Raw genomic sequence first — 21,015 nt, forward strand, 5'->3', positions numbered from 1 at the left:
GGCTCAGCCCCAGCGACCGCGCGCGACCAGGACGTCCCGCAGCAGGTCCGCACGGTCGGTCACGACCCCGTCGACGCCCAGGTCGAGCAGGCGGCCCATCTCCACCGGGTCGTTGATCGTCCACACGTGCACCTGCCGTCCCGCGGCGTGCGCGGCGGCGACGGTCCGGGCGTCCACGACCTGCACGCGCCCCTGGGCCACGGGCACCTGCAGGCAGTCCGCCCCGCGCAGCGCCCACGCCGCGAGCGCCCCGAACGGGGCGCGGGGCGCGCCCGCCCGGGCAGCGAGCAGGAACGCCGCGACCTCGCCCGTCCCCGTCGAGGTCGCCACGGGTCGGGTCAGGAGAGCGACCGTGCGCCGACGACGCGCCGGGGAGAAGGACGCGACGCACACCCGCTCGTGCGCGCGCGTCCGCTCGATCGCCTCCGCGACCGGCCCGACCGCGGAGTCCGCCTTGACGTCGACGTTGACCCGCAGGTCGGGCCAGGTGCCCAGGACGTCCTCGAGGAGCGGCACGGGCTCGACACCCCCGATCCGGGCGGCCCGCACCCGCTCCCACGGCTGGTCCGCGACCAGGCCCGTGCCGTCGGTCGTGCGGTCGAGGCTCGCGTCGTGCAGGGCGACCGCGACGCCGTCGGACGTCGCGTGCGCGTCGGTCTCGACGTACCGGAAGCCCAGGTCGCGGGCAGCGGCGAACGCCGCGAGCGAGTTCTCGAGGCCGTCGCGCGAGAACCCGCGGTGCGCGAGCGCCACGAACCCCGTGGGGGAGTCCAGGTACGGGTGCCGCCAGTCGCCGGGCCGCCCGCCGCGCGGGTCGGTGGCGCTCATCGGCCGGCCGCGGGCGACGTCGCGGGACGCCCGAGGCGCCCGTCGAGCCAGCCCAGGACCTCGTCCAGGTACGCCTGGCGCGGCCCGTCCGCGGACAGCGTCAGGTCGTGCACCCCGCCCTCGACCGCACGCACGCTCACCTCGGCGCCGATGCGCGGGGCCAGCCGCGCGATCTGCGCGACGTCCAGGACCGTGTCCTCCTCGTCGAGCAGCGGGTTCGCGGGGTCGTCGGGCCCCGAGCGCGCCGAGTGCGCGACCAGGATCGGGCACGCCACGGCGAGCCCGCGCGCCAGGCGCGCCTGTCCCTGGCGCACCGCTCGCAGCCACCCCGCCCGCACGGGCACCCCCTCGGGGCGCTTGAGCGTGGGGTCGAAGTCCCACCGCCCGCCGTTGGCGGCGAGCAGGTGCGCCGCGTACGCCGACGGGGCGGCGCTGAGCACCGCGAGAGGAGACCACGGCCCGACGGCGTCGAGCACCCGCGTCGCGATCGTCCGGTTGAGCCAGCTCGAGTTGAGGTCGAGGAACGGCGAGTCCAGCACGAGCGCGTCGACGAGCCGCTGGTGGCGGTGCGCGTGCGCCCACAGGGGAGCGACCAGACCACCTGTCGAGTGGGCGTGCACCACGAGCGGCAGACCCGGGTGCAGCCCTCGGACCGCCGCCACCGCGACCGACAGGTCCGTCGCCGGCTCCCGCAGGTCCTCGACGAAGTGCGGCACCTGCCCCGGGCGGAGCGAGCGGCCCGCCGCACGCAGGTCCACCGCGAAGAACGCGAACCCGGCGTCCTCGACCGCCCGCGCCAGGTGCTCCTGGAAGAAGTAGTCGTTGTACCCGTGGACGTGCAGGACGACGCCGCGCGGGTCGTCCTGCGGGGCGCTGCCGGGCGGCGTCCCCCGCTCCCGACGCACGAGGGTCGCCACGGGCGCGGGCACCGGCTCCGGGTCCGGGTCCGGTTCGAGACCAGGGTCCGCGTCGTGCGCCGACGCGGCGCTCGCGGCCCGGTGCGGCAGGGGAGGGACGAGGGCGAGCAGGCCGTTGCGGGCGGCGGGCGGCGGCCCGCCCGTGGCCAGGGTCGCGGCCTCGAAGCCCGGCAGGAGGCGGTCCGGCTCCCAGGAGAGGGTCGGCGCGCCGGGCAGGGGCGCCGAGGCGCCGCCCGCCGCTCGGGCTCGTGCCGCCGCGACCGGTTCCGTCATGCGCCGTCCTCCTTGCTCGTCGAGCCCGCAGCCCCCGCTCGGGCGGGCGCGAGGTCCTTGCTCCCGTCGATGCCCTCCCCGGTGGGGAAGCGCACGAACAGCATGAGCACGAGACCCACGAGGATCACGGCCACGAGCCCCAGGATGCCCCAGTACTGCTCGCCCGACACGGCGACCATGGTCGCGAACGCCATGGGGGCGAGGAAGCTGGCGGCGCGTCCCGTGGTCGCGTACAGGCCGAACGCCTCGGCCTCGCGCCCCTCGTCGCTGATCCGTCCGAGCAGCCCACGGCTCGCGGCCTGGGCCGGGCCGACGAACGCGCACAGCAGCAGCCCCCAGATCCAGAAGACGCTCGTGCCGCCGTCGTGCTGGACGAACACGGCCGTGCCCGCGACCACGAGCCCCACGAGCGACCCCACGATCACGCGACGCGGGCCGATCCTGTCGTCGAGCCAGCCGGCTGCGATCGTGGACAGGCCCGCGACGACGTTGGCCGCGATCGCGAACACGATGACCTCGCTCGCGCTGAACCCGAACGTGCCCGACGCGATCACGGCGCCGAACGTGAAGATGCCCGCGAGGCCGTCGCGGTAGACGGCGCTCGCGACGAGGTACCCGAGCGTCGAGCGGCGGGTGCGCCACAGGTGCACCAGGTCGCGGCCGAGCTTGCGGTACGCGCTCACCACGCCGATCGGTGCGGACCCGCCCGGGCGTGGCGACTCGGGGACCGCGAGGAGCACGGGGATCGCGAAGGCCGCGAACCACACGGCCGACAGCAGCACGCTGACACGGACGTCCATGCCGCCCTCGCCCGTGACCCCGAACCAGCCCACGTCGGGGTTGATGAAGCCCACGAACAGCACGAGCAGCAGCACGATCCCGCCCACGTACCCGGCACCCCACCCGATGCCGCTGATGCGCCCGATCGTCCGGGGCGTCGAGATGTCGAGGAGCAGGGCGTTGTACGCCACCGAGGCCAGCTCGAAGAAGACGTTGCCCGCCGAGAGGAGCACGACGCCCAGGATCACGGCGTCGGACAGCGAGCCGGGGGTCGGCTGCACGAAGAACATCGCGACCATCGCCCCGACGGTCGCGGCGGTGTTGACGCCGAGCCACACCTTGCGGCGCCCCGAGGCGTCCGCGAGCGCGCCGAGGGCGGGGGCGAGCAGTGCGATGAGGGCGCCGGCGATCGTCAGCCCCCACCCGAGCCACGCGGTGTGGTCGGCCATGACGGCCTGCGGATCTGCCGCGCCGGCCTCGACGAACGCGTCGCTCGTGATCCAGCGCGTGAAGACGAACGTCGTGACGACGGCGTTGAACGCGGCGGACCCCCAGTCCCACAGGGACCATGCGAGGACCTGGCGCCTGCCGACGGCGGGCGCGGAGACTCGCACGGTGCTGCCCTCCGGTCCCGCGTCGGGGGCGTAGGGGGAACGCCGGTCGGGTGTGGCGGGGGTCACGTCCTGGTGTTCTGGCACGCGCGCATCGTAGACCGCCTGGCGGGCGGGGTGGTGAACACGTGGCGACGTGCGTGCCGAGCGTGCAGCCCGGGCTGTCGTGCGGGGTGTGCCGACAGCCCGAACCGCACGCTGGGCGGGTGCCCGTGCCCCGGAGGTTCGCTCGTCCGGCCCGGACGGTCGCCGCGGGGCGGGCCGGGGCCCCGCTAGGCTCTGCGCATGACTCGCGTCCTCATCCTCAACGGTCCCAACCTCGGTCGCCTGGGCGTCCGCGAGCCCGACGTCTACGGGGCGGCGTCCTACGCCGACCTGGTCGCGGCGGGGGAGCGGTGGGGGGCGGAGAACGACCTCGAGGTGCAGGTGCGCCAGACGGACGACGAGTCGGAGCTCGTCGGGTGGTTGCACGGCGCGGTCGACGACGGCGCGCACGTGGTCCTCAACCCGGCGGCGTTCACGCACTACTCGTACGCGTTGCGGGACGCGGCGGCGCAGGTGACCAAGGCCGGCCTGCTGCTGGTCGAGGTCCACCTGAGCAACCCGGCGGCGCGCGAGGAGTTCCGGCACAACTCGGTCATCGGTGGTGTCGCGACGGGGACGGTGGCCGGGTTCGGGTTCGACTCGTACCGGCTGGCGGTCCTGGCGATCGTCGCGAAGCTCGCCGCCTAGATCCTCGGCACTCAAGGCACAGAGCTTGATTCTTTCTCATCAAGCCTGAGCCCTTGATGGTGCGCCATCAAGCGGCTACCCTGGACAGATGTTCGTCCTGACCGTGGACCAGAGGGCCAGCACCCGCCGGGGAGACCTCGTGCCGGAGCTGCTGGCCGACCTCGCGCCCTTCGGGGCGCGGGACGGGATCGTCATCGGCTTCGACCGCACGGTCGGTGACGAGGTCCAGGCCGTGCTCGACGACGCCGCGCTCGTCGTGGAGATCGTCCTCGCCATCGGGCGGTGGGGCGGCTGGAGCACGGGCCTGGGGATCGGGTCCGTGCTGACCGGCCCGGGCGGTCGGCTCCCGGCGGTCTCGCGGGAGGCGTCAGGTCCGGCGTTCGTGCACGCCCGGGAGGCCGTCGAGCGGGCCAAGACCCGGGGGGCGCCCGTCCCGTGCGCGGTCGACGGCCCGGACCCGGTGGCAGCAGGGGAGGTCGAGGCGCTCCTGCGGCTGCTGCTCGCGGTCGGCGGGCGGCGCACGCCCGCGGGGTGGGAGGTCGTGGACGCGCTGGCGCGTACCGGCGGTACCCAGAAGGATGTGGCCCGGGTCCTCGGGATCAGCGAGCAGGCGGTGAGCCAGCGGCTGCGCGCGAGCCTGTGGCCCGAGGAAGCGGCCGTCCGGCCGGTCGTGACGAGACTTCTCCAGGAGGCAGACGCGTGAGCTTCGCAACAGGGACGGCGGTCGCAGGGGTGGTGGTCGCGACGCTCGTGCTGAGCGTCCTGGGCGGCATGCTCGTGACACCGTGGGTCCTGCGGGCAGCCGCGCGCCGCTCGGCTGCCGAGGGGGAGGTGCCCCCCGTCCGGGACCCCGGTCCCGTCCCGCCGCCTCCCGGGCGGACCAGCCCCGCGACGGGGCCGGGAGCGGCGACCGCGACGCGGGTCCCGGTGCCGCCGCCGCCCGCACCCGACCCGGCTGCCGGTGCGGCGCCGTCGGGACCGGGCGACCCGCTCGCGACCGAGGCGGTCCAGACGCTGCGCGGCGGGACCTGGATCGGGATCCTCGAACGCCTCGCGATCACGGGCTGCCTGCTCGCGGGGTACCCCGCCGGGATCGCGTTCGTGGTGGCGATCAAGGGCCTCGGGCGCTACCCCGAGCTGCGGGAGCACCCGGTCGGCGCCGAGCGCTTCATGATCGGCACGCTCGCCTCGATGATCTGGGCCGGAGCGACCGGACTGCTGGGCGCAGCGATCCTGGGACTCCTCCGGTAGACTGGGCCGGGCCTTTCGCGGCCCCCGAGGACCTCGTCGCGCCCGAGCGTGCGCAGCGAGCCACGGGGAGCCCGCCAGGGAAGGCCGGCTACCGCCAGGGCGCGCACCCGAACGTGTGCGCATCAGTGGCTCACCCGTGGCTCCCACGGCGAGACACCCCGTCGGCAGCACCATGACAACGCGACAGGAAGACCGAACGTGGCGACGACCAACGACATCAAGAACGGCACCGTGCTCAAGCTCGACGGCCAGCTGTGGACCATCATCGAGTTCCAGCACGTCAAGCCCGGCAAGGGTGGCGCCTTCGTTCGCACCAAGATGAAGAACGTCCTGTCCGGCAAGACCGTCGACAAGACCTTCAACGCCGGCCTCAAGATCGAGACCGCGAACGTCGACAAGCGCGACATGCAGTACCTGTACAAGGACGGCGAGGACTTCGTCTTCATGGACACGTCCACGTACGACCAGATCACGGTCCCGGCCGCGACCGTCGGCGACGCCGCGGACTACATGCTCGAGAGCCAGAGCGCGCTCGTCGCGACCAACGAGGGTGTCCCGCTCTACGTCGAGCTGCCCCCGTCGGTCGTCCTCGAGATCACCTACACCGAGCCGGGCCTGCAGGGCGACCGCTCCACGGGCGGCACCAAGCCCGCCACCCTCGAGACCGGCGCCCAGATCCAGGTCCCGCTCTTCCTCGAGCAGGGCACCAAGGTCAAGGTCGACACCCGCGACGGCTCCTACCTGGGGCGCGTGAACGACTGACGTGGGTGCACGAACCAAGGCACGCAAGCGCGCGCTCGACGTCCTCTTCGAGGCCGAGCAGCGCCAGCTGGACCCGCAGACCCTCCTCGCCGACCGCATCGTCGACTCGGGCACGCAGACGCCCCTGCCGCAGTACTCCGTGGACCTCGTCGAGGGTGTCCTGACGCACCGCGAGCGGATCGACGAGCTGCTCGAGACCTACTCGCACGGGTGGACCCTCGAGCGCATGCCCGCGGTCGACCGCGCGCTCCTGCGCATCGGCAGCTGGGAGATCCTCTACAACGACGACGTCCCCGACGCCGTCGCGATCGACGAGGCCGTCGACCTGGCCCGGGAGCTGTCCACGGACGACTCGCCGAGCTTCGTCAACGGGCTGCTGGCCCGCATCGAGGAGATGAAGCCGACGATCCTGGCCTGAGCCAGGTCGTGCTCCACGGGCACTTCGCCCCGTGGAGCGATGCGTGCGTCGTGTGCCGGCCCCGCCCTCGTGGCGGGGCCGGCGCACGTGCTCCACGCCGCGTGCGGGACGTGCCGGCGCACTGTGACCAACGACGCCTGCCCAGCCCGTGAGAAGCCCCGGACCCCGGTCCGGGCGGGCGGTAGGGTGAGAACGTCCGATTTCCTTTAAGGCCCGTCCAGTGAGGCGGGGAAGGAGGTCACCAGAATGAGTTCTGGGCCTGCTGTGCCGTCTTCCGAACCACCCGTCACCCCCGAGGACCCCTCGGACGGCGTGACCACCGTTCTCGGTGAAGCCGAGATCGCGCGGGCACTGACCCGCATCGCCCACGAGGTCGTCGAGCGCAACAAGGGCGCGCACGACGTGGTCCTCCTGGGCATCCCGACCCGCGGCGTGCCCCTCGCGGCCCGTCTCGCGGAGCGTCTCGCGTCGATCGAGCCCGGCCTCGTGGCCGCCGACGTCGTCGGGGAGCTCGACGTCACGATGTACCGCGACGACCTCCACAAGCACCCCGTGCGGACCATCGGTGCCACGCACCTGCCCGCGTCCGGGATCGACGGCAAGGTCGTCGTGCTCGTCGACGACGTGCTGTTCTCCGGGCGCACGATCCGCGCCGCGCTCGACGCGATCAGCGACATCGGCCGCCCGCGCGCGGTCCAGCTCGCGGCCCTGGTCGACCGCGGCCACCGCGAGCTGCCGATCCGCCCCGACTACGTGGGCAAGAACCTTCCCACGTCCCTCTCGGAGCGCGTGAGCGTACGGCTCGTGGAGACCGACGGCGCCGCGTCGTCGGGCGAGCCCGTGACCGACGCGGTGCTCATCAGCCAGCGGCCCACCACCCCGAGCGAGGCCACCCGATGAAGCACCTGCTGTCCACCGCGGACCTCTCGCGCGCCGACGCGATCCGCATCCTCGACACGGCCGCCCAGATGGCCGCCACGCAGTCGCGCGAGATCAAGAAGCTCCCGACGCTGCGCGGGCGCACGGTCGTCAACCTGTTCTTCGAGGACTCGACGCGCACCCGCATCTCGTTCGAGACCGCGGCCAAGCGGCTGTCGGCCGACGTCATCAACTTCTCCGCCAAGGGGTCGAGCGTCTCCAAGGGCGAGTCGCTCAAGGACACCGCGCTCACGCTCCAGGCCATGGGTGCCGACGCGGTCGTGATCCGTCACCAGGCCTCGGGCGCGCCGCACACGCTCGCGCACGCCGGCTGGGTCGACTCCGCCGTCGTCAACGCGGGCGACGGCATGCACCAGCACCCGACGCAGGCCCTGCTCGACGCGTTCACGATGCGTCGCCACCTCGTGGCGCGCGGCGCGGCCGGGGCCGGGGGAACCCGGGTCGCGGGCGACCCGACGGGCCAGGACCTCGCGGGGCTCAAGGTCGCGGTCGTGGGCGACGTGCTGCACTCGCGCGTGGCCCGGTCCAACGTGCACCTGCTGCACACCCTCGGCGCGCACGTGACCCTCGTGGCGCCGCCCACGCTCGTGCCGGTGGGCGTCGAGACCTGGCCGTGCGACGTGTCGTACCACCTGGACGAGGTCCTCGCGGAGACCGCCCCCGACGCCGTGATGATGCTCCGCGTCCAGCGCGAGCGCATGAGCGGCTCGGGTGCGGGCGGGGGAGCGTTCTTCCCGAACCCGCTCGAGTACACGCGCAACTACGGGCTCGACGGGCGTCGTCTGGCGCTCCTGCCGGACCACACCATCGTCATGCACCCCGGCCCCATGAACCGCGGCCTGGAGATCTCCGCGGAGGCCGCCGACTCACCGCGCGCGGTCATCGTCGAGCAGGTCGCCAACGGTGTCGCGGTCCGCATGGCCGTCCTCTACCTGCTCCTCGCGGGCGAAGCATCCACGGAAAGGGCTGGACTCGAATGAGCGAGCAGACCACCACCCCCACCTACGTCCTGCGGGGCGCGGCACCGCTGGGCGCCGACCCGGTCGACCTGGTCCTCGCGGGCGGCGTCATCACCGAGGTCCGCGCGGCGAACAGCCCCGTGGCCGAGGACGAGACGGTCGTCGACGCGACGGGCCTGGTCGCCCTGCCGGGCCTCGTCGACCTGCACACGCACCTGCGCGAGCCGGGCCGCGAGGACGCCGAGACCATCGTCTCGGGGACGCGCGCAGCGGCCGTGGGCGGATTCACGGCCGTGCACGCCATGGCCAACACGACCCCGGTCGCGGACACCGCGGGCGTCGTCGAGCAGGTGTGGCGCATCGGGCGCGACGCGGGCTGGGTCGACGTCCACCCCGTGGGCGCGGTCAGCGTGGGTCTCGAGGGCACCCAGCTCGCGGAGATCGGCGCCATGGCCGCCTCGGCCGCTCGGGTGCGCGTCTTCTCGGACGACGGCAAGTGCGTCTGGGACCCCATCCTCATGCGCCGCGCCCTGGAGTACGTCAAGGCGTTCGACGGCGTCGTGGCCCAGCACGCGCAGGAGCCGCGCCTCACGGAGGGCGCCCAGATGAACGAGGGCGTCGTCTCGGCCGAGCTCGGCCTGGCGGGCTGGCCCGCGGTCGCCGAGGAGGCGATCATCGCGCGCGACGTGCTGCTCGCCGAGCACGTGGGCTCGCGCCTGCACGTGTGCCACCTGTCGACCGCGGGGTCGGTCGAGATCATCCGCTGGGCCAAGGGCCGGGGGATCGACGTCACGGCCGAGGTCACGCCGCACCACCTGGTCCTGACCGACGAGCTCGCGCGGGACTACGACCCGACGTTCAAGGTCAACCCGCCGCTGCGCACCGCGGCCGACGTCGAGGCCGTGCGCCAGGGCCTGGCCGACGGCACGATCGACATCGTCGCGACCGACCACGCCCCGCACACGCGCGAGGACAAGGACTGCGAGTGGGCCGCGGCCGCGTTCGGCATGACGGGCCTGGAGACGGCCCTGAGCGTCGTGCAGCAGACCATGGTCGACCCGGGCCGCATGACGTGGGCCGACGTGGCGCGCGTCCTGTCGGCCGCGCCCGCGCGCATCGGCCGCATCGACGAGGGCCCGACGGCGCAGGGTCGCCCGCTCGAGGTCGGCGAGCCCGCCAACGTGGTGCTCGTGGACCCGGCGGCCCGCCGCGTGGTCGACGGCCGCACGCAGTCCACCGCGAGCACCAACACGCCCTTCCACGGCCGCGAGCTGCCGGGCCGGGTCGTCGCGACGTTCCTGCGCGGGCGCGCGACGGTCCTGGACGGCGCACCCGTCGAGCAGGTCGCGGGGGTGCGCTCGTGAACCTCCCCCTTCCCGTCGCGGTCGGCATCTGGGTCGTCATCGGCCTCGTGCTGCTCACGGTCGTCTTCGTGGGCCTCAAGCGACTGACGACCCGCACGGCCCACACCGTCCCGGGCCCGCCGCCCGTCCCGGACGGGGACCTCGGTGAGGTCCTCGCCGGTCCCGTCACCGCGGTCTACGTGTCCAGCACGCTCGCGGGGGACTGGCTCGAGCGGGTCGGTGCGCACCGCCTCGGCTTCCGGTCCAACGCGGCCGTGACGGTCCACCGCTCGGGCGTCCTGATCGCCCGGCAGGGCGCTCCTGACCTCTTCGTGCCCGCGAGCGCCCTGGAGGCCGTCTCGCTGGCTCCGGGGATGGCGGGCAAGTTCGTCGGTCAGGACGGCCTGGTCGTCCTGACCTGGACGGTCCCCGCGGCCGGCGACGCCCCCGAGACCCGCTTGGACACCGGGCTGCGGACCCCGATCGCCCCGGACCGTGCCACCCTCCTGAACGCCGCGCGCGAGCTTCTTCCCGCCGCCGACGGCGCACCGAACGACGACTCGAAGGAGCCGCAGCAGTGAGCATCTCGACCCCCAGCACGGACGCCCTGGACACCGACCGGACCGCCGTCCTGGTCCTCGAGGACGGGACGACCCTCACGGGGCGCCCGTACGGGGCCCTGGGCACGACGTTCGGCGAGATCGTCTTCAACACCGGGATGACCGGCTACCAGGAGACGTTGACGGACCCGTCCTACCACCGGCAGATCGTCGTCATGACGGCGCCGCACATCGGGAACACCGGGGTCAACGACGACGACCCCGAGTCCCGCAAGATCTGGGTCAGCGGCTTCGTAGTGCGCGACCCTGCGCGGCGCGCGTCCAACTGGCGCTCGGTCGGCTCGCTGACGGACGAGCTCGTCGAGCAGGGCGTCGTCGGGATCAGCGACGTCGACACGCGTGCCCTGACGCGCCACCTGCGCGACCGTGGCGTGATGCGTGCGGGCGTGTTCTCGGGTGACGCGCTGGTGCGCGACGGCTACCCGCGCCCGACCGAGGAGCTCGTGGAGCTCGTGCGGTCGGCGCCCGCGATGGCGGGGGCGGACCTGGCCCGCGAGGTCAGCACGCCCACGGCCTACGTCGTGGAGCCCTCGGGGGACTTCGCGGGTCGTGAGCCCCTCAAGACGGTCGTGGCGGTGGACCTCGGCATCAAGTCGATGACCCCCCAGCGCCTGTCGGAGCGCGGGATCCGCGTGCACGTGGTGCCCTCGTGGTCGACCATCGAGGACATCCTGGCCCTCGACCCGGACGGCGTGTTCTTCTCGAACGGCCCGGGTGACCCGAGCGCCGCGACGCACGAGGTCGAGCTGCTGCGCGAGGTCCTGGACCGCCGCCTGCCGTACTTCGGCATCTGCTTCGGCAACCAGATCCTGGGCCGCGCGCTGGGCTTCGGCACGTACAAGCTCGCGTACGGTCACCGCGGCATCAACCAGCCCGTGATGGACCTCGCGACGCGCAAGGTCGAGATCACGTCCCAGAACCACGGCTTCGCGGTCGACGCCCCCATCGGGGAGCAGGCGACCGCCCCGCACGACGGCGGCCGCTACGGCCGTGTCGTCGTCTCGCACGTCGGGCTCAACGACGACGTGGTGGAGGGGCTCGAGTGCCTCGACATCCCCGCGTTCTCGGTCCAGTACCACCCGGAGGCAGCTGCCGGCCCGCACGACGCCGCCTACCTCTTCGACCGCTTCCTCGACCTCATGACGTCCGGCGCGGCCTCTGCCGCCGGCCTCTCGGCCGCCACGCCGTCGACGTCCGCAAAGGAGAACTGACCAGTGCCTCGCAGAACTGACATCAACAGCGTCCTGGTCATCGGGTCCGGCCCGATCGTCATCGGCCAGGCCTGCGAGTTCGACTACTCGGGCACCCAGGCCATCCGGGCACTCAAGGAGGAGGGCCTGCGGGTCGTCCTGGTGAACTCGAACCCGGCCACGATCATGACGGACCCGGAGTTCGCGGACGCGACGTACGTCGAGCCGCTGACGACCGAGGTCCTGACGACCATCATCGCGAAGGAGCGCCCGGACGCGGTGCTCGCGACCCTGGGCGGGCAGACGGCGCTGAACGCCGCGATCGCGCTCGACGAGGCCGGCGTGCTCGAGAAGTACGGCGTCGAGCTCATCGGGGCGAACATCGCCGCGATCGAGAAGGGTGAGGACCGCCAGCAGTTCAAGGACGTCGTCGAGAAGTGCGGCGGCGAGTCGGCACGCTCCGAGATCATCCACACGGTCGAGGAGGCCGTCGCGGCGGCCGAGTCCCTGGGCTACCCCATGGTCGTGCGCCCGTCGTTCACGATGGGCGGTCTCGGCAGCGGCATCGCGTACGACGAGCAGGACCTGCGCCGCATCGTCGGCCAGGGCCTGCACTACTCGCCCACGACCGAGGTCCTGCTCGAGGAGTCGATCCTGGGCTGGAAGGAGTACGAGCTCGAGCTCATGCGGGACACGGCGGACAACGTCGTCGTGATCTGCTCGATCGAGAACGTCGACCCGGTCGGGGTGCACACCGGTGACTCGATCACGGTCGCTCCCGCGCTCACGCTCACGGACCGCGAGTTCCAGAAGCTGCGCGACATCGGCATCGCGGTCATCCGCGAGGTCGGCGTCGACACGGGCGGCTGCAACATCCAGTACGCGGTGCACCCGGAGACCGGGCGCGTCATCGTCATCGAGATGAACCCGCGCGTGTCGCGCTCGTCGGCGCTGGCGTCCAAGGCCACGGGCTTCCCGATCGCGAAGATCGCCGCGAAGCTCGCGATCGGCTACACGCTCGACGAGATCCCCAACGACATCACGGGCTCGACGCCCGCGTCGTTCGAGCCGACGCTCGACTACGTCGTGGTCAAGGTCCCGCGCTTCGCGTTCGAGAAGTTCCCCGCGGCGGACGACACCCTCACGACGACCATGAAGTCGGTCGGCGAGGCCATGGCCATGGGCCGCAACTTCACCGAGGCCCTGGGCAAGGCGCTGCGCTCGATCGACAAGGGCGGGGCGGTCTTCCACTGGGACGGCGAGCCCGCCTCCGGTGAGGAGCTCGACGCGCTCCTGGCGGAGATCTCGCGCCCGACCGAGGGCCGCCTGGTCGCGACCCAGCAGGCGCTGCGCGCGGGGGCGAGCATCGAGCAGGTCTTCGAGGCGACCAAGATCGACCCGTGGTACCTCGACCAGATCCAGCTCGTCAACGAGGTCGCGGCCGCGGTCGCCGACGCCGACGCGCTGACGCGCGACGTGCTGGTCCAGGCCAAGCGCCACGGCCTGTCGGACGCGCAGATCGCGAAGCTGCGCGGCATGGGGGCGGCGGGGGAGTCGACGGTCCGCGAGGTCCGCTACGCCCTGGACGTGCGCCCGGTCTACAAGACGGTCGACACGTGCGCGGCCGAGTTCGAGGCCAAGACCCCGTACCACTACTCGACGTACGACCTCGAGACCGAGGTCTCGCCGCGCGAGCGCCCGGCCGTCCTCATCCTGGGCTCGGGCCCCAACCGCATCGGCCAGGGCATCGAGTTCGACTACTCGTGCGTGCACGCGACGCTCGCCCTCAAGGGCGAGTACGAGACCGTGATGGTCAACTGCAACCCGGAGACGGTCTCGACCGACTACGACACCTCGGACCGCCTGTACTTCGAGCCGCTCACGTTCGAGGACGTGCTCGAGGTCTACCAGGCCGAGCTCGCCGCGGGCCCGGTCGCGGGCGTGATCGTGCAGCTCGGCGGCCAGACGCCGCTGAGCCTCGCGCAGCGGCTCGCGGACGCGGGGCTGCCCATCCTGGGCACGTCGCCCGAGGCGATCGACGCCGCGGAGGACCGTGGGGTCTTCGGCCGCGTGCTGGCCGACGCGGGTCTGCCTGCCCCGGCGTTCGGCACGGCCACGTCGCTGGCCCAGGCCCGCGAGGTCGCCGAGGGCATCGGCTACCCGGTCCTGGTGCGCCCGTCGTACGTGCTCGGTGGGCGCGGCATGGAGATCGTGTACTCGGCCGAGCAGCTCACGGGGTACGTGGAGCGTGCGCTGCACGCCGCCGCGACGGACGACCGCACCACGACGGGCTCGCTGCCCGCGCCGTTGCTCATCGACCGCTTCCTCGACGACGCCATGGAGATCGACGTCGACGCGCTCTACGACGGCACCGAGCTGTACCTGGGTGGCGTCATGGAGCACATCGAGGAGGCCGGGATCCACTCGGGCGACTCGGCGTGCGTGCTGCCCCCCGTCTCGCTGAGCGAGGCCGAGATCGAGCGCATCCGCCGCTCGACCGAGGCCATCGCGAAGGGCGTGGGCGTGCGCGGCCTGCTCAACGTGCAGTACGCGCTGGTCTCGGACGTGCTGTACGTCCTCGAGGCGAACCCGCGCGCGTCGCGCACCGTGCCGTTCGTCTCGAAGGCGACGGGCGTGTCCCTGGCCAAGGCCGCGGCTCGCGTCATGGTGGGCGAGTCCATCGCGGACCTGCGTACGAGCGGCGTCCTGCCCGCCGAGGGTGACGGGGGTCTGCTGGACCTCGACTCGCCCATCGCGGTCAAGGAGGCGGTGCTGCCGTTCAAGCGCTTCCGCACGACGGACGGCGTCGTGGTGGACACGGTGCTCGGCCCGGAGATGCGCTCGACGGGCGAGGTCATGGGCTTCGACCGGGACTTCCCGCGCGCGTTCGCCAAGTCGCAGGCTGCGGCGTTCGGCGGACTGCCGACCTCGGGCTCGGTGTTCGTGTCGGTCGCGGACCGCGACAAGCGCTCGATCGTCTTCCCGATCAAGCGCCTCACGGAGCTCGGCTTCGAGATCCTCGCGACCCAGGGCACGGCCGGTGTCCTGCGCCGCAACGGCATCCCGGCCACGATCGTGCGCAAGTTCTCCTCGGGCCGCGGTGCGGACGGTGAGCCGACGATCGTCGACCTCATCACCGAGGGCAAGGTCGACATGGTGATCAACACGCCGTCGGGCCAGGGCGCGCGTGCCGACGGCTACGAGATCCGTGCGGCCACGACCGCCGCGGACAAGCCGATCGTCACGACGACCCAGCAGCTCGCGGCCGCGGTCCAGGGCATCGAGGCGGTCCTCGCGGGCCCGTTCGACGTGTGGAGCCTGCAGGAGCACACGGCCGCCTCGGCCGCGCGCAAGGCCGGGGCGGGCGCGTGAGCGCTGGGCCGGGCGCGGCGCGCCGCCCCTTCGGGGAGCGGCTCGCCGCGGCGATGGACGAGCACGGGCCGCTGTGCGTGGGCATCGACCCGCACCCGGGCCTGCTCGCGGCGTGGGGCCTGCCCGACGACGCCACGGGGCTCCGTGAGTTCGGCCTGCGGGTCGTGGACGCCGTGGGCGGGCAGGTCGCGGCGCTCAAGCCGCAGTCGGCCCTGTTCGAGCGGCACGGGTCGCGTGGTGTCGCGGCCCTCGAGGAGGTGCTCGCAGCCGCTGCTGCGGCGGGTCCTTCCGGGACGCTGACGATCGTCGACGCCAAGCGCGGGGACATCGGGTCGACCATGGCCGGGTACGCGGACGCCTACCTGCGGGACGGCTCGCCGCTCGCGGGCGACGCCCTGACGGTCTCGCCGTACCTGGGCTTCGGGTCCTTGACGCCCGCCGTGGACGCGGCGCTCGAGACGGGGCGCGGGCTGTTCGTGCTGTGCCTGACGTCCAACCCGGAGGGCGCGCAGGTCCAGCACGCCCGCACGGGTGCGGGGGTCGACGTCCGGTCGGTCGCCGCGCGCATCGCGGCCGAGGCCGCGGTGCTCAACGCGGGCGTGGCCCCGCTCGGGTCGATCGGCCTGGTCGTGGGCGCCACGATCGGTGACGCCGCGCGCAACACCGGGGTCGACCTCCCGGCCGTCAACGGGCCGCTCCTGGCACCCGGGGTCGGGGCGCAGGGTGCGGGCGCTGCCGAGCTCGCCGCGGTCTTCGGTGACGCGCGCCGTCAGGTGCTGGCGTCCTCGTCCCGGGGCGTCCTGGCGGCCGGGCCGGACGCCGGCGCTCTGCTCGCGGCGGCGCGTGCGGCCTCTCGCGAGGCCGTCGAGGCGCTGCGGGGCTGAGGCTCCGACCGACCACCCGCACGATGCCCTGGGGGCGTCCACCTGTCCGGTGGGCGCCCCCCCGTGGCGTCTGGGCGCGGCGTCTCGGCCCGGCGTCTCGACGCGGCGGCCGTCGGGCCGTGCACCGGGCGGCCTGCCAGACTCGACCCATGACTTCCTCTCTTGCCTCCGGTGAGCCGCAGGCCCCTGGCGTCCTCGACATCCCCGGCACCTGGAACGCACGCGACGTCGGGGGCCGGGCCGTGCCGGTCGGTGCGACCGAACCTCTCCGGACGGGGGTGCTCGTGCGCACCGCGAGCCTGTCGCAGCTGACCCCGGAGGGCGTGGCCGCCCTCGAGGCGCTCGGCGTGACCGTCGACCTCGACCTGCGCGGTCAGGACGAGGTCGAGCGCGACGGGCAGGACGTGGTCCCGGCAACCACGCGCGTGGTCGCCCGACGGATGGACCCGGGCGCCGGCGTCGGGCACGCGCTCCGGGCGGCGGGCACCGCCGACGGACCGGCCGGGACGCCCCGCGAGCCGCACGGCGAGGACGCCGACGAGGAGCGCTCGGCGGACACCGCGGCGATGATCGGGCGCCTGCTCGGTGCCGAGGACCCGCAGGGGCTCGCGCGGGCCATGATGCACGGCGTCTATGCGACGTTCGTCACGGACCCGACCATCCGCCGGACGGTCGGGGAGGCGCTCGGTGACGTCGCGGACGCCGACGGGGCGGTCGTCGTGCACTGCTCCGCGGGCAAGGACCGGACCGGGTGGATCGTCGCGCTCGTCCAGCACGTGTGCGGCGTGGGCGCGCAGGACAGGCTCGCCGAGTACCTCGCGAGCGGTGCGGCCGTCGAAGGGCTCGAGGCCCTGATCCCCCCGATCCCCGGCCTCGACAAGGACGCCCTCACGCCCCTGCTGGGCGTCGAGCCGGCGTACCTCCAGGACGCCTGGGCGCTGGCCGAGGAGGAGTTCGGGAGCATCGACGGGTACCTCGACGCGTGCGGCGCCGGGCCTGCGACCAGGGCGAAGATCGCGAGGAAGTTCGCTGCTCAGGGCGTGTGAACGTTGCCGGAGCTGCCAGGTGTGGCTAGTTTCGAGGGTGTCGAGGTCGCCATCGGGGGCAGCATTCCCGGTCGGCGACCCCGGTGCACGTGTGGGCCCATCCGTCTGAGGACAAGTAGGTGACTTGCGTGGCACTACCATCCCTGACCCCCGAGCAGCGCGCTGCGGCACTCGAGAAGGCCGCCGAGGCCCGTCGAGTGCGCGCGGAGATCAAGAACCGGTTGAAGCACTCCCAGGGCTCGCTCGCCGAGGTCATCGAGCAGGGTCGCACGGACGACGTGATCGGCAAGCTGCGCGTCGTCGCGCTGCTCGAGTCGCTCCCCGGCGTAGGTAAGGTGAAGGCCCGGGCGATCATGGAGGAGATCGGGATCGCCGAGACACGTCGTGTCCGCGGGCTGGGACCCCACCAGTCCGCGGCGCTCATCGAGAGGTTTGGCTGACATTTCCGCTTCGCCCGCCGAGCAGGCCGCCCCGGCGCCTGCCGCACCACCGACCCCTGCCCGCCTGACCGTCCTGGCGGGTCCCACCGCCGTCGGGAAGGGGACCGTGTCGGCGGACATCCGCGCACGCTACCCGCAGGTGTGGCTGTCCGTGTCCGCGACGACCCGCCCCGCGCGCCCCGGTGAGGTGGACGGTGTCCACTACCACTTCATCAGCGGCGAGGAGTTCGACCGCCTGGTCGAGGCGGGCGAGATGCTGGAGTGGGCCGTGGTGCACGGGCGCAACCGGTACGGGACCCCTCGCCGTCCGGTCGAGGAGAAGCTCGCGGCGGGGGTCCCCGCGCTCCTCGAGATCGACCTGCAGGGCGCGCGGCAGGTGCGCGAGTCCATGCCCGAGGCCCGGTTCGTCTTCCTCGCCCCGCCCAGCTGGGAGGAGCTCGAGCGCCGCCTCGTCGGGCGCGGGACCGAGGGACCCGAGGAGCGCGAGCGTCGGCTCGCCACCGCCCGGGTCGAGCTGGCCGCCGAGCCGGAGTTCGACGTCGTGATCGTCAACGACGAGGTGCACCGGGCGACCGACGCGCTCGTCGAGGCGATGGGGCTCACGCCCGTCGCGTGACGTCGTCCACGCCGACGCACCGGGGACCGGAACAGGGACGACTTGTCCCTGCCCGGTAGACTGGTCGTCAGGCGTGTGCGTCATGAGCGCGCGCAACCCCTCTGATCCAACCTGCGGACGGCCGTCCGAGCCGCTGCAGGCCCCCCTGACTCACGGAGTGAGACTGTGTCTGGAACCATCGCTGCCCCCGAGGGCATCACCGACCCGCCCATCGACGACCTGCTCGAGCGCGCGGACTCCAAGTACGCGCTCGTGATCTACGCGGCCAAGCGCGCCCGTCAGATCAACGCGTACTACTCGCAGCTCAACGAGGGCCTGCTGGAGAACGTGGGCCCGCTCGTCGAGACCCGCAACCAGGAGAAGCCGCTGTCGATCGCGATGCGCGAGATCAACCAGGGCCTGCTCACGATCGAGACCGTGGAGGCTCCGGCCTCCTGACCGCGAGGCCGCCTGCGGGCGGCTCCGCGGTCCTGGCGTGCCGGGCGGGGAGAGGGATCTCACGATGAGGATCCTGCTGGGGGTCAGCGGGGGAGTGGCGGCCTACAAGGCCGTGCTCCTGCTGCGGCTGCTGCGTGAGCAGGGGCACAGCGTGCGCGTGGTCCCCACGGAGTCGGCGCTCCGGTTCGTCGGGGCGCCGACGTTCGAGGCCCTCTCGGGCGAGAAGGTCAGCACCGAGGTCTTCGACGACGTCCCGCAGGTCGCGCACGTCGCGCTCGGCCAGGGCGCGGACCTCGTGATCGTCGCCCCCGCCACGGCGGACCTCCTCGCGCGCGCGGCCGCCGGTCGTGCGGACGACCTGCTCACCTCGACGCTCCTGACCGTGTCGTGCCCGGTCGTCATGGCACCGGCCATGCACACCGAGATGTGGCAGCACCCGGCGACCGTGGCGAACGTCGCGACCCTGCGCTCGCGCGGGGTGCACGTGATCGAGCCCGCGAGCGGACGGCTGACGGGCAAGGACTCGGGACCGGGCCGCCTGCCCGAGCCCGAGGACATCGCCCGGGTCGCGCTGGAGGTCGCCGCCCGGTCGGGCGAGCCGCAGGCCGCGCAGGACCTGACGGACCTGCGCGTGGTGGTCTCGGCAGGCGGCACGCGCGAGCCCATCGACCCGGTGCGGTTCATCGGCAACCGGTCGAGCGGCCGGCAGGGCATCGCCCTGGCCCGTGCGGCGCAGGACCGCGGCGCGCGCGTGACGCTCGTCGGGGCCAACCTGAGCGAGCCGCTCGACGGGCTCGAGGACGTCGTGACGGTCGGTTCCACGGCCGAGCTGCGCGAGGCCATGCTCTCGCTCGCGCCCGACGCGGACGTGGTGGTCATGACCGCCGCGGTCGCGGACTTCCGTCCCGCGCACACCCCCGCGTCCAAGATCAAGAAGGTCCCCGGCCAGGGGCCCGCCCCCATCGAGCTCGTCGAGAACCCCGACATCCTCGCGGAGCTGGCCCGCGACCGCGGCCGGCCCGGCCAGGTCGTCGTAGGCTTCGCGGCCGAGACGGGCGACGCGTCGGGCGACGTGTGGCACCACGGCCGCGCCAAGGCGCGGCGCAAGGGGGCCGACCTCCTGGTGATCAACCCGGTCGGCCACGGCAAGGGCTTCGGGACGGACACCAACGAGGTCACGATCGTCGACGCCCAGGGCGAGACGGTCGCCCAGGCCCAGGGCACCAAGCGCGAGGTCGCGGACGCGGTATGGGACGCGGTCCTCAAGGTCTCGCCCCCACCCGCGGCGCCCACCCACTGAGATCTCCTTCACGTCTCAGTGGTCGGATGCCGGGTATCACCTAGCGGGACAGTACGCTGGATCCCATGAGTTCTGACGACCTGCGCCTGTTCACGTCCGAGTCCGTGACGGAGGGCCACCCCGACAAGGTCTGCGACCAGATCTCCGACGCGATCCTCGACGCCCTCCTCGAGCAGGACCCGACGTCGCGTGTCGCGGTGGAGACCATGGTCACCACGGGTCTGGTCCACGTGGCGGGCGAGGTCACGACCAACGCGTACGTCGAGATCCCGCAGATCATCCGCGACGTCGTCCGGGGGATCGGCTACACGTCGTCCGCGATCGGGTTCGACGGCGACTCGTGCGGCGTCTCGGTCTCGATCGGACAGCAGTCCCCGGACATCGCCCAGGGCGTCGACAAGAGCCTCGAGGAGCGCGACGACTCGTCCGGCCCGAGCGTCTCGCGCGACCCGCTCGACGCGCAGGGGGCCGGCGACCAGGGCCTGATGTTCGGCTACGCGAGCGACGAGACGCCCACGCTCCTGCCCCTGCCGATCTTCCTCGCGCACCGCCTGGCCGAGCGCCTCGCGCTCGTCCGCAAGGACGGCTCGCTGCCCGGGCTGCGCCCCGACGGCAAGACGCAGGTCACCATCGGGTACGACGGCGACCGCGCGGTCCGCCTCGACACCGTGGTCCTGTCGACGCAGCACGACGAGGAGGTCCTCCAGGAGCGGCTGCGGGAGCAGGTCGCCGAGCTCGTCGTGGCGCCGGTCGTCGAGGCCCTCGACCTGGACATCTCGGACTACCGCCTGCTCGTGAACCCGACCGGCAAGTTCGTGATCGGCGGCCCCCAGGGCGACGCCGGGCTGACCGGCCGCAAGATCATCGTCGACACCTACGGCGGCATGGCCCGTCACGGCGGAGGCGCGTTCTCCGGCAAGGACCCGTCCAAGGTGGACCGCTCGGCCGCGTACGCGACCCGCTGGGTCGCCAAGAACGTCGTCGCAGCCGGCCTCGCACGGCGCTGCGAGGTCCAGGTCGCCTACGCGATCGGCAAGGCGCACCCCGTGGGCCTGTACGTCGAGACGTTCGGCACCGAGACGGTCCCGGTCGAGCGCATCCGTGCGGCCATCGACGAGGTCTTCGACCTGCGCCCCGCGGCGATCATCGCCGACCTCGACCTGCTGCGGCCCATCTACTCGCAGACCGCGGCCTACGGGCACTTCGGGCGCGAGCTGCCCGACTTCACGTGGGAGCGCACCGACCGCGTGGCAGCGCTGCAGGCTGCCGTCTGACGCGCGCGCGACGGGTTCGCCC

The 21,015-nt window shown here is 73.2% G+C and carries 21 protein-coding genes; 18 read left to right on the plus strand and 3 right to left on the minus strand.

Translation table 11 applies throughout. The features are described 5' to 3' along the window. Window positions 1-3 precede the first annotated feature (3 nt). The 3 genes from H9623_RS11670 to H9623_RS11680 are packed head-to-tail and all read right to left on the minus strand — an operon-like array spanning window position 4 to window position 3,496. A complete protein-coding gene (locus H9623_RS11670) occupies window positions 4-828 on the minus strand; it encodes a glycerophosphodiester phosphodiesterase (RefSeq protein ID WP_193720211.1) in 825 nt (274 codons plus the stop codon). Beyond that, window positions 825-2,018 (minus strand): alpha/beta hydrolase, encoded by a 1,194-nt coding sequence (locus tag H9623_RS11675; protein ID WP_193720212.1) that lies wholly within the window; start codon window positions 2,016-2,018, stop codon window positions 825-827. Before H9623_RS11675 ends, H9623_RS11670 begins: the two co-directional genes overlap by 4 nt. Next, window positions 2,015-3,496 (minus strand): MFS transporter, encoded by a 1,482-nt coding sequence (locus H9623_RS11680; RefSeq protein WP_321575419.1) that lies wholly within the window; start codon window positions 3,494-3,496, stop codon window positions 2,015-2,017. Before H9623_RS11680 ends, H9623_RS11675 begins: the two co-directional genes overlap by 4 nt. A gap of 198 nt (window positions 3,497-3,694) precedes the next feature. On the opposite strand from H9623_RS11680, the gene H9623_RS11685 reads away from it, so the two are divergent. The 18 genes from H9623_RS11685 (at window position 3,695) to metK (ending at window position 20,993) form a co-directional block, all read left to right on the plus strand. Beyond that, the gene (locus H9623_RS11685; protein ID WP_193720213.1) at window positions 3,695-4,141 is read left to right on the plus strand and encodes a type II 3-dehydroquinate dehydratase; all 447 of its coding nucleotides are present in this window, start codon (window positions 3,695-3,697) and stop codon (window positions 4,139-4,141) included. An 88-nt stretch (window positions 4,142-4,229) separates the two neighbouring features. Beyond that, window positions 4,230-4,844 carry a helix-turn-helix domain-containing protein gene (locus H9623_RS11690; protein ID WP_193720214.1) on the plus strand — a complete coding sequence of 205 codons (615 nt, stop codon included), beginning with the start codon at window positions 4,230-4,232 and terminating at the stop codon, window positions 4,842-4,844. Then, the gene (locus H9623_RS11695) at window positions 4,841-5,392 is read left to right on the plus strand and encodes a hypothetical protein (RefSeq protein WP_193720215.1); all 552 of its coding nucleotides are present in this window, start codon (window positions 4,841-4,843) and stop codon (window positions 5,390-5,392) included. Before H9623_RS11690 ends, H9623_RS11695 begins: the two co-directional genes overlap by 4 nt. Before the next feature lie 198 nt (window positions 5,393-5,590). Next, entirely contained in the window at window positions 5,591-6,154 is a 564-nt protein-coding gene (gene efp, locus H9623_RS11700; RefSeq protein WP_056652011.1) for an elongation factor P, read from the plus strand. 1 nt (window position 6,155) lies between these two features. Further along, a complete protein-coding gene (gene nusB / locus H9623_RS11705) occupies window positions 6,156-6,572 on the plus strand; it encodes a transcription antitermination factor NusB (RefSeq protein ID WP_193720216.1) in 417 nt (138 codons plus the stop codon). Window positions 6,573-6,818: 246 nt separating this feature from the next. After that, on the plus strand, window positions 6,819-7,472 hold the full coding sequence (pyrR, locus tag H9623_RS11710) for a bifunctional pyr operon transcriptional regulator/uracil phosphoribosyltransferase PyrR (protein WP_193720217.1): 654 nt from the start codon (window positions 6,819-6,821) through the stop codon (window positions 7,470-7,472). Beyond that, on the plus strand, window positions 7,469-8,491 hold the full coding sequence (locus H9623_RS11715) for an aspartate carbamoyltransferase catalytic subunit (RefSeq protein ID WP_193720218.1): 1,023 nt from the start codon (window positions 7,469-7,471) through the stop codon (window positions 8,489-8,491). Before pyrR ends, H9623_RS11715 begins: the two co-directional genes overlap by 4 nt. Next, window positions 8,488-9,834, plus strand: a complete 1,347-nt coding sequence (locus H9623_RS11720) for a dihydroorotase (RefSeq protein WP_193720219.1) — start codon at window positions 8,488-8,490, stop codon at window positions 9,832-9,834. The genes H9623_RS11715 and H9623_RS11720 overlap by 4 nt, the downstream gene beginning before the upstream one ends. Beyond that, window positions 9,831-10,394, plus strand: a complete 564-nt coding sequence (locus H9623_RS11725) for a PH-like domain-containing protein (protein ID WP_193720220.1) — start codon at window positions 9,831-9,833, stop codon at window positions 10,392-10,394. The genes H9623_RS11720 and H9623_RS11725 overlap by 4 nt, the downstream gene beginning before the upstream one ends. Further along, window positions 10,391-11,644 carry a glutamine-hydrolyzing carbamoyl-phosphate synthase small subunit gene (gene carA / locus H9623_RS11730; protein ID WP_193720221.1) on the plus strand — a complete coding sequence of 418 codons (1,254 nt, stop codon included), beginning with the start codon at window positions 10,391-10,393 and terminating at the stop codon, window positions 11,642-11,644. The genes H9623_RS11725 and carA overlap by 4 nt, the downstream gene beginning before the upstream one ends. Window positions 11,645-11,647: 3 nt before the next feature. Further along, window positions 11,648-14,995, plus strand: coding sequence for a carbamoyl-phosphate synthase large subunit (gene carB, locus H9623_RS11735; protein ID WP_193720222.1), 3,348 nt, complete (start codon window positions 11,648-11,650; stop codon window positions 14,993-14,995). Then, window positions 14,992-15,879: an orotidine-5'-phosphate decarboxylase gene (gene pyrF / locus H9623_RS11740; protein WP_193720223.1), complete on the plus strand. Its 888-nt coding sequence runs from the start codon at window positions 14,992-14,994 to the stop codon at window positions 15,877-15,879. Before carB ends, pyrF begins: the two co-directional genes overlap by 4 nt. Before the next feature lie 149 nt (window positions 15,880-16,028). Beyond that, window positions 16,029-16,925: a tyrosine-protein phosphatase gene (locus tag H9623_RS11745; protein ID WP_193720224.1), complete on the plus strand. Its 897-nt coding sequence runs from the start codon at window positions 16,029-16,031 to the stop codon at window positions 16,923-16,925. A 128-nt stretch (window positions 16,926-17,053) separates the two neighbouring features. Then, the gene (gene mihF / locus H9623_RS11750) at window positions 17,054-17,365 is read left to right on the plus strand and encodes an integration host factor, actinobacterial type (protein WP_193720225.1); all 312 of its coding nucleotides are present in this window, start codon (window positions 17,054-17,056) and stop codon (window positions 17,363-17,365) included. 1 nt (window position 17,366) lies between these two features. Then, on the plus strand, window positions 17,367-17,981 hold the full coding sequence (gene gmk / locus H9623_RS11755) for a guanylate kinase (RefSeq protein ID WP_193720260.1): 615 nt from the start codon (window positions 17,367-17,369) through the stop codon (window positions 17,979-17,981). Window positions 17,982-18,146: 165 nt separating this feature from the next. Next, complete coding sequence (gene rpoZ / locus H9623_RS11760; RefSeq protein WP_193720226.1) at window positions 18,147-18,419, plus strand: DNA-directed RNA polymerase subunit omega; 273 nt, start codon at window positions 18,147-18,149, stop codon at window positions 18,417-18,419. 64 nt (window positions 18,420-18,483) lie between these two features. Continuing rightward, window positions 18,484-19,719 carry a bifunctional phosphopantothenoylcysteine decarboxylase/phosphopantothenate--cysteine ligase CoaBC gene (gene coaBC, locus H9623_RS11765; RefSeq protein ID WP_193720227.1) on the plus strand — a complete coding sequence of 412 codons (1,236 nt, stop codon included), beginning with the start codon at window positions 18,484-18,486 and terminating at the stop codon, window positions 19,717-19,719. 65 nt (window positions 19,720-19,784) lie between these two features. Then, complete coding sequence (gene metK, locus H9623_RS11770) at window positions 19,785-20,993, plus strand: methionine adenosyltransferase (protein ID WP_193720228.1); 1,209 nt, start codon at window positions 19,785-19,787, stop codon at window positions 20,991-20,993. Window positions 20,994-21,015: the final 22 nt, after the last annotated feature.

The sequence above is a fragment of the Oerskovia douganii genome, assembly GCF_015142735.1.
Lineage (GTDB): Bacteria > Actinomycetota > Actinomycetes > Actinomycetales > Cellulomonadaceae > Oerskovia > Oerskovia douganii.

What these genes read in the sequence shown, in the direction of transcription:
- coaBC (WP_193720227.1), top strand. Translation starts at nt 18,484, where the DNA reads ATGAGGATCCTGCTGGGGGTCAGCGGGGGAGTGGCGGCCTACAAGGCC.
- metK (WP_193720228.1), top strand. Translation starts at nt 19,785, where the DNA reads ATGAGTTCTGACGACCTGCGCCTGTTCACGTCCGAGTCCGTGACGGAG.
- H9623_RS11745 (WP_193720224.1), top strand. Translation starts at nt 16,029, where the DNA reads ATGACTTCCTCTCTTGCCTCCGGTGAGCCGCAGGCCCCTGGCGTCCTC.
- H9623_RS11675 (WP_193720212.1), bottom strand. Translation starts at nt 2,018, where the DNA reads ATGACGGAACCGGTCGCGGCGGCACGAGCCCGAGCGGCGGGCGGCGCC.
- H9623_RS11715 (WP_193720218.1), top strand. Translation starts at nt 7,469, where the DNA reads ATGAAGCACCTGCTGTCCACCGCGGACCTCTCGCGCGCCGACGCGATC.
- H9623_RS11720 (WP_193720219.1), top strand. Translation starts at nt 8,488, where the DNA reads ATGAGCGAGCAGACCACCACCCCCACCTACGTCCTGCGGGGCGCGGCA.
- H9623_RS11670 (WP_193720211.1), bottom strand. Translation starts at nt 828, where the DNA reads ATGAGCGCCACCGACCCGCGCGGCGGGCGGCCCGGCGACTGGCGGCAC.
- H9623_RS11690 (WP_193720214.1), top strand. Translation starts at nt 4,230, where the DNA reads ATGTTCGTCCTGACCGTGGACCAGAGGGCCAGCACCCGCCGGGGAGAC.
- H9623_RS11685 (WP_193720213.1), top strand. Translation starts at nt 3,695, where the DNA reads ATGACTCGCGTCCTCATCCTCAACGGTCCCAACCTCGGTCGCCTGGGC.
- pyrR (WP_193720217.1), top strand. Translation starts at nt 6,819, where the DNA reads ATGAGTTCTGGGCCTGCTGTGCCGTCTTCCGAACCACCCGTCACCCCC.